The organism is Streptomyces sp. DH41 (assembly GCF_029813785.1).
Taxonomy (GTDB): domain Bacteria; phylum Actinomycetota; class Actinomycetes; order Streptomycetales; family Streptomycetaceae; genus Streptomyces.
In genome coordinates, this window is the sequence record NZ_JARVKY010000002.1 from 721817 (window position 1) to 727816 (window position 6000).

The window sequence follows — 6000 nt, forward strand, 5'->3', positions numbered from 1 at the left end:
CAGCCTGCGCCCCGGGAGGGCCCGCCCCTCGGGGGTCGGTCCGTCAGATGACGCCCTGGGCCAGCATCGCGTCGGCGACGCGTTCGAAGCCCGCGATGTTGGCGCCCGTCACGTAGTCGCCGGGGGCGTCGTAGCGCTCGGCGGTCTCGTGGCAGGTGGTGTGGATGTCGTTCATGATGTGCGTCAGCTCCTCCTCGACCCGCGCCGCCGTCCACGACGTACGGGCGTGGTTCTGCGCCATCTCCAGCGCGCTGACCGCGACGCCGCCCGCGTTGGCCGCCTTGCCGGGGCCGAAGGCGACGCCGGAACGCTGGAGGAGGTGAACGGCCTCGGGCGTCGCCGGCATGTTCGCGCCCTCCGAGACCGCCTTCACGCCGTTGCGGATGAGGGTGGCGGCGGCGTTCTCGTCCAGCTCGTTCTGCGTGGCGGACGGGAGCGCGAGGTCGGCCGGGACGTCCCAGACGCTGCCGCCGGGCACGAAGCGGGCCGAGGCGCCGCGACGCTCGGCGTACGTGTCGACCCGGCCGCGCTCGACCTCCTTGATCTGCTTCAGCAGGTCGAGGTCGATGCCCTTCTCGTCGACGACGTAGCCGGAGGAGTCCGAGCAGGTCACGGCGTTCGCGCCGAGGGCGGCCAGCTTCTCGATGGTGTAGATGGCGACGTTCCCGGAGCCGGACACGACCGCGGTCTGGCCCTCCAGGTCCTCACCGCGCTCGCGCATCATGGCCGCCGCGAAGAGCACGTTGCCGTATCCGGTGGCCTCCGGGCGGATCAGCGAGCCGCCCCAGCCCGCGCCCTTGCCGGTGAGGACACCGGCCTCCCAGCGGTTGGTGATCCGGCGGTATTGGCCGAACAGGTAGCCGATCTCCCGGCCGCCGACGCCGATGTCACCCGCGGGGACGTCGGTGTGCTCGCCGATGTGCCGGTACAGCTCCGTCATGAACGACTGGCAGAACCGCATGACCTCCGCGTCGCTCCGCCCGTGCGGGTCGAAGTCGCTGCCGCCCTTGCCGCCGCCGATGCCGAGGCCGGTCAGCGCGTTCTTGAAGATCTGCTCGAAGCCCAGGAACTTGATGACGCCCAGGTTGACGGAGGAGTGGAAGCGCAGGCCGCCCTTGTAGGGGCCCAGCGCGCTGTTGAACTCGACGCGGAAGCCGCGGTTGACGTGGACCCGGCCCTGGTCGTCCTGCCACGGCACCCGGAAGATGACCTGCCGCTCGGGCTCGACCAGCCGCTCGACGAGGCCCGGCTCGGCGTACTCGGGGCGGGCCGCGAGCACCGGCGCGAGCGTCTCCAGCACCTCGTGGGCGGCCTGGTGGAACTCGGGCTGGGCCGGGTTGCGGTGTTCGATCTCGGTGAGCAGGTGGTCGAGCGCGGTCCTGGTCTCGCTTCGCGTCGTCACAGGGGGCCTTTCTGGCACGGCGGGCACCGGAGACCGGGGCGGAGGGACGGGGGTACGGGGGGTGTGGGGGCGTACGCAGATGTACGGGGCCCTGGCCGTACAGGCCGTCGTCCGGGTCGGTCCGGTGGTGGGCGCTCGGCGCCGTTGCCGTGCGCGGGACACCTAAGTGTTACGCGCATGTAAACATCCTGGCCAGTACCCCGCGCAGGGCGTGACCACTATGTGAGACCGATCTTTCGCATACCGGTCGTTAACGGATGTCCGGGACGAAGGTTACCCGAGCGTCCCGGACAGCGGTCAAGCGTCGCCGTTGAGCATGGTGGCGGTCAGGACGCCGCCGCCGACGCCCCAGCCACCGTCGAGGACCTCGTCGACGAGGACGACGGTGGTCGGGCGGGCCCGCTCGCCGTAGATCTCCGCGTACAGGTCGGTGGTGCGCTCGACGATCTTCCTCTTGTCCTCGGCGGTGAGGGTGCCCGCGGGGACCTTGAAGTGTGCGAAAGGCATGTCAGATCATTCCTCCGTTTGCGCGCAGAATCTGGCCGTTCACCCAGTGCCCGGCGGGACTGCCGAGGAAGGCGACCACGGCCGCGATGTCGTCGGGGGTGCCCAGCCGCTCCAGGGGCGGGGTCTTCGCGAGCTGGTCGATCTGCTCGGGAGTCTTGCCGTCGAGGAACAGGTCCGTGGCCGTCGGCCCGGGTGCGACCGTGTTCACGGTGATGTCCCGACCGCGCAGCTCCCGCGCCAGGATCAGCGTCATCGCCTCCACGGCTCCCTTGCTGGCCGCGTAGGCGCCGTACGTGGGGAACTGCGTGCCGACGACGGACGTCGAGAACCCCACGAACGACCCCCCGGCCCGCAGTCGCCGCGCCGCCTGCCGGGCGACGACGAAGGTGCCGCGGATGTTGGTGCGGTGCATGGCGTCGAGCGCCGCCAGGTCGAGGTCGGCGATCGGCGACAGAGTCATCCGCCCGGCCGAGTTCACGACCACGTCGACGCCGCCGAACTCCTCCTCCGCCCGGTCGAACAGCGCGGCGACCTCCTTCTCCTCCGCCACGTCCGCCTGTACGGCGATCGCCCGTCCGCCGGCCCCGGCGATCGCCTTCACCGTCTCGTCGGCGGCCGAGGCGTCGCGGGCGTAGTTGACGACGACGTCCAGTCCGTCCTCGGCGAGCCTCTGCGAGACCGCCCGGCCGATGCCGCGCGATCCGCCGGTGACGACGGCGACCCTCCGGGTGCCGGCCTCCGGTGCGGTCGTCTGTTGATGTGTGTGCGTGCTCATGACTCCACGATGCGCGCGGCCGGCCCGCGCAACCAGGGGATGTCATCCCCTGGGTCGCCACCCCGACGGGACGCAGAATGGACGGCATGAGCCCTGTGAAGTACGCCGAGCTGGGAGCTTTCCTGCGTTCGCGGCGCGAGCGCATCCGCCCGGCCGACGTCGGCCTCCCGGTCGGACCGCGCCGCCGGGTGCCGGGGCTGCGCCGTGAGGAGGTCGCCCAGCTCGCCGGGGCGTCCGTGGACTACTACAACGAGCTGGAGCGCGGCGCCGGATCCCAGCCGTCCGAGCAGATGATCGCCGCGCTGGCGAGGGCGCTGCGGTTGACCGTCGACGAGCGGGACTACCTCTACCGGCTCGCCGACCGCCCGGTGCCCGCACAGGGCGGGGCCGCCTCGCACGTCCACCCCGGCATGCTCGACCTGCTCGGCCGGATGACCTCGACCCCGGCCCAGGTGATCACGGACCTGCACGTCACCCTCGTACAGAATCCGCTGGCGGTGGCGCTGCTGGGCGACCAGTCCGGCTTCCGGGGGCCCCGGGCCAGCTTCGTCCACCGCTGGTTCACCGAACCCGACGCCCGGAACCTGTATCCCGAGGCCGACCACGCGGGCAAGTCCCGCTCCTTCGTCGCCGACCTGCGGGCCGCCGCCGCGAGGCGGGACGCGAAGGACGCGGAGACCGGCACGATGATCCGTACGCTGCTCGACGTCTCCCCCGAGTTCGCCGCGCTGTGGGCCGACCATGACGTGGCGTTCCGGCGGGAGGACCGCAAACGGCTCCTCCACCCCACGCTGGGTCTCGTCGAGGTCAACTGCCTCAACCTGATCAGCGAGGACGGGCGGCAGCGGCTGCTCTGGTTCACACCGGCCGTGGGGACGGACAGCGCGGGGCTGCTGGAGCTGCTCGCGGTGGTGGGGACGCAGGAGGTCGTCGCCGAGTCGGCGGTCAGTTCTCCGACGCGTACGGCAGGAAGTCCGCCCAGGCGACGGGGGTGAGGGTCAGGCGGGGGCCTTCGGTGGTCTTGGAGTCGCGGATGTGGATGGTGCCGGGGGTGGCGGCGACCTCGACGCAGGACTCGCCGTTGGTACCACCGCTGTAGCTACTCTTGAACCACGCCAGTTCGGAGGCATCCCCGGCGGAGGCCTTGCGCATCATGTCTCTCCCAGCAGTTTCTCGACGAAGGCCAGCGACTCCCGAGGCGGGAGTGCCTGCGCCCGGATGGTGCCGTACTGCAACTCCAGGATGCGGAGTTGCTTCGGGTCGGAGACGGGCCGTCCGTTGAACAGGCCGTCAGCGCGCCCCACAGCCGTACCGTCCGGGAACTTCAGCAGCTCGATCCTGCCGTCCAAGCCTGGGTGAGCATCCGTGTTGGTCGGCATGACCTGAAGCGTGACGCTGTTCAATCGCCCTACCTCCAGCAGGTGTTCGAGCTGCTGTCGCCACACCATTGTGCCCCCAACCTGTCGGCGCAGCGGCGCCTCTTCCACCACGAAGTGGATGGACGGAGCAGGGTCGCGTTCAAACACCGACTGCCGGGCCAGCCGAGCGGCCACCATGCGTTCCACGTCATCCGGTGAGTACGGAGGCTGCGCTGCCCGGATCAAGATCCGCACGTGCTCTGACGTCTGCAACAAGCCCGGGATGATGTTGCACTCGTACACCCCGACCTCAACCGCCTGCGACTCCAACTTCCCCAGCTCCCGAACCTTCTTCGGGTACCGGACCTTCTTCACGTCCTCCCAAGCCGCCGAGATGAGCCCACCGGCCTCCAACACCTCGTCGGCCCTGTCCAGATACTCCTGACGGGGAATCCGCTTCCCGCCCTCGACCTTGTATACGAGGTCCTCCCCGTACCCCACCGCCGCCCCGAAGTCACCGGCGCGCATGCCCACCGCTTCGCGCCGCAGCTTCAACTGCCGCCCCACCGTGGTGATGACCGCGACGCCCCACTCGTCGTCCGGGTCCACCTCCCACCCCGGCTCGTCCACCTCACCCGCAGCCTCCACGGGCCGTACCATCTCACCGTCCACCGCCGTCATGCCGCACCCCTCCGTCGTCCCGCGCCGTACCGCGACGCCCTACCCGTACCAACCACTCCGACCGTCCGGACAGCACCGGACAGTCACACCACGCAACCGACCGGGCACCACTCACGCTAGATCGCGACACTGCCTCTCGGTGAAGAAAACGCACAATTCATATTTTTAGGCACCCCGCCCGCCACCTCGACCACCCCCAGAAAACCGTGAACAACTCCCCGAAAATGTTCACAGCACGCTCATTCGAGCACTCCAGGGACAAAATCGTCGAAATGTTCACGACGCGTGACGTGCGACAGCGGCACGTAACCCCACGCCTCCGACAGCACCGACACCACCGGACGACCCCCGGACAGTGATCGCGCGTACTCACTGAGTCACTTCTCACGGTACGCACACGGCTCCACGCTGAGTGACGTGAACCAGAAATCCGCCGAACTCACGACCGCCGTCCGCAACTTCAGCGTGCAGCTCTCCCCCACGCCACGCGGCGCCCGCCTCGCCCGACTGCTCGCGACGGAGCAGCTCCGCTCCTGGGAACTGCCCCTGGATCCGGCACGCCTCCTCGTCGCCGAACTGGCCAACAACGCGGCGGACCACGGACGCGTCCCCGGCCGCGATTTCCGGCTCACGCTCTACGTCGTCGGCGAGACCCTCCGTATCGAGGTCACCGACACCCGAGGCCAGGAACTCCCCCGCCCCCAAGCACCCGCCCCCGACGCCGAATCCGGCCGTGGCCTGCTGCTCGTGGAAACGCTCGCGGACCGCTGGGGAGTAACCGAGGGCCGCATCCCGCGCAAGACCGTCTGGGCGGAACTGAGCTTTACGGCACCGCGACCCACGTTTTGAGGTTGCGGTGCCATCGGCGCCTTACCAATAACAAGAACTCGGCGAAAAGAACCCCACCAAGCCCCACCCCTCCCGCCCGAGGCACGTCGTCACTCGGGCGGGTGAACATCACCGGCTCGGCTGGCTTTTCGGGTCCCCGACTCCCCTACTCTCAGCGCAAACGACCGAGAAATACTTCGGCCCCCGCCGGGACTGGCATCCCACTGCGAGGGCCTACCACCAAGGAAGCAAACCCTAGTGACCTGAGTCGGAGATTTGTCGTTGGTTGGGCATGAGTCGTCCGGGTCCGAAGATTCCGCCATTGTCGGTGACCGATGCCCAGCGGGTGGTGCTGGAGGGCTGGATGCGGCGTCGTTCGACGGCCCAGGCTCTGGCCTTGCGCTCGCGGATCGTGCTGGAATGCGCCGAGGGGCACTCGATCATGGAGG

The 6000-nt window shown here is 69.4% G+C and carries 7 protein-coding genes; 2 read left to right on the top strand and 5 right to left on the bottom strand.

Annotation, left to right across the window (positions count from 1 at the left end; genetic code table 11):
- Nucleotides 1–43: 43 nt before the first annotated feature.
- From gdhA to QC283_RS06565, 3 genes are all read right to left on the bottom strand, one after another.
- Nucleotides 44–1402, bottom strand: a complete 1359-nt coding sequence (gdhA, locus tag QC283_RS06555; protein WP_279560374.1) for an NADP-specific glutamate dehydrogenase — start codon at nucleotides 1400–1402, stop codon at nucleotides 44–46.
- Between the two features lie 297 nt (nucleotides 1403–1699).
- Nucleotides 1700–1909: a tautomerase family protein gene (locus tag QC283_RS06560; RefSeq protein WP_279560375.1), complete on the bottom strand. Its 210-nt coding sequence runs from the start codon at nucleotides 1907–1909 to the stop codon at nucleotides 1700–1702.
- Between the two features lies 1 nt (nucleotide 1910).
- Entirely contained in the window at nucleotides 1911–2684 is a 774-nt protein-coding gene (locus QC283_RS06565) for an SDR family oxidoreductase (protein ID WP_279560376.1), read from the bottom strand.
- 77 nt (nucleotides 2685–2761) lie between these two features.
- Between QC283_RS06565 and QC283_RS06570 the strand changes: the two genes are divergently transcribed.
- Nucleotides 2762–3679, top strand: coding sequence for a helix-turn-helix transcriptional regulator (locus tag QC283_RS06570; protein ID WP_443032556.1), 918 nt, complete (start codon nucleotides 2762–2764; stop codon nucleotides 3677–3679).
- Here the strand turns inward: QC283_RS06570 and QC283_RS06575 are convergent.
- Nucleotides 3630–3839, bottom strand: coding sequence for a DUF397 domain-containing protein (locus QC283_RS06575; RefSeq protein ID WP_279560378.1), 210 nt, complete (start codon nucleotides 3837–3839; stop codon nucleotides 3630–3632). The genes QC283_RS06570 and QC283_RS06575 overlap by 50 nt on opposite strands.
- Nucleotides 3836–4723, bottom strand: coding sequence for a helix-turn-helix domain-containing protein (locus QC283_RS06580; protein ID WP_279560379.1), 888 nt, complete (start codon nucleotides 4721–4723; stop codon nucleotides 3836–3838). The genes QC283_RS06575 and QC283_RS06580 overlap by 4 nt, the downstream gene beginning before the upstream one ends.
- A 417-nt stretch (nucleotides 4724–5140) precedes the next feature.
- Here QC283_RS06580 and QC283_RS06585 point away from each other — a divergent pair, with 417 nt between their 5' ends.
- A complete protein-coding gene (locus QC283_RS06585) occupies nucleotides 5141–5572 on the top strand; it encodes an ATP-binding protein (protein ID WP_279560380.1) in 432 nt (143 codons plus the stop codon).
- Nucleotides 5573–6000: the final 428 nt, after the last annotated feature.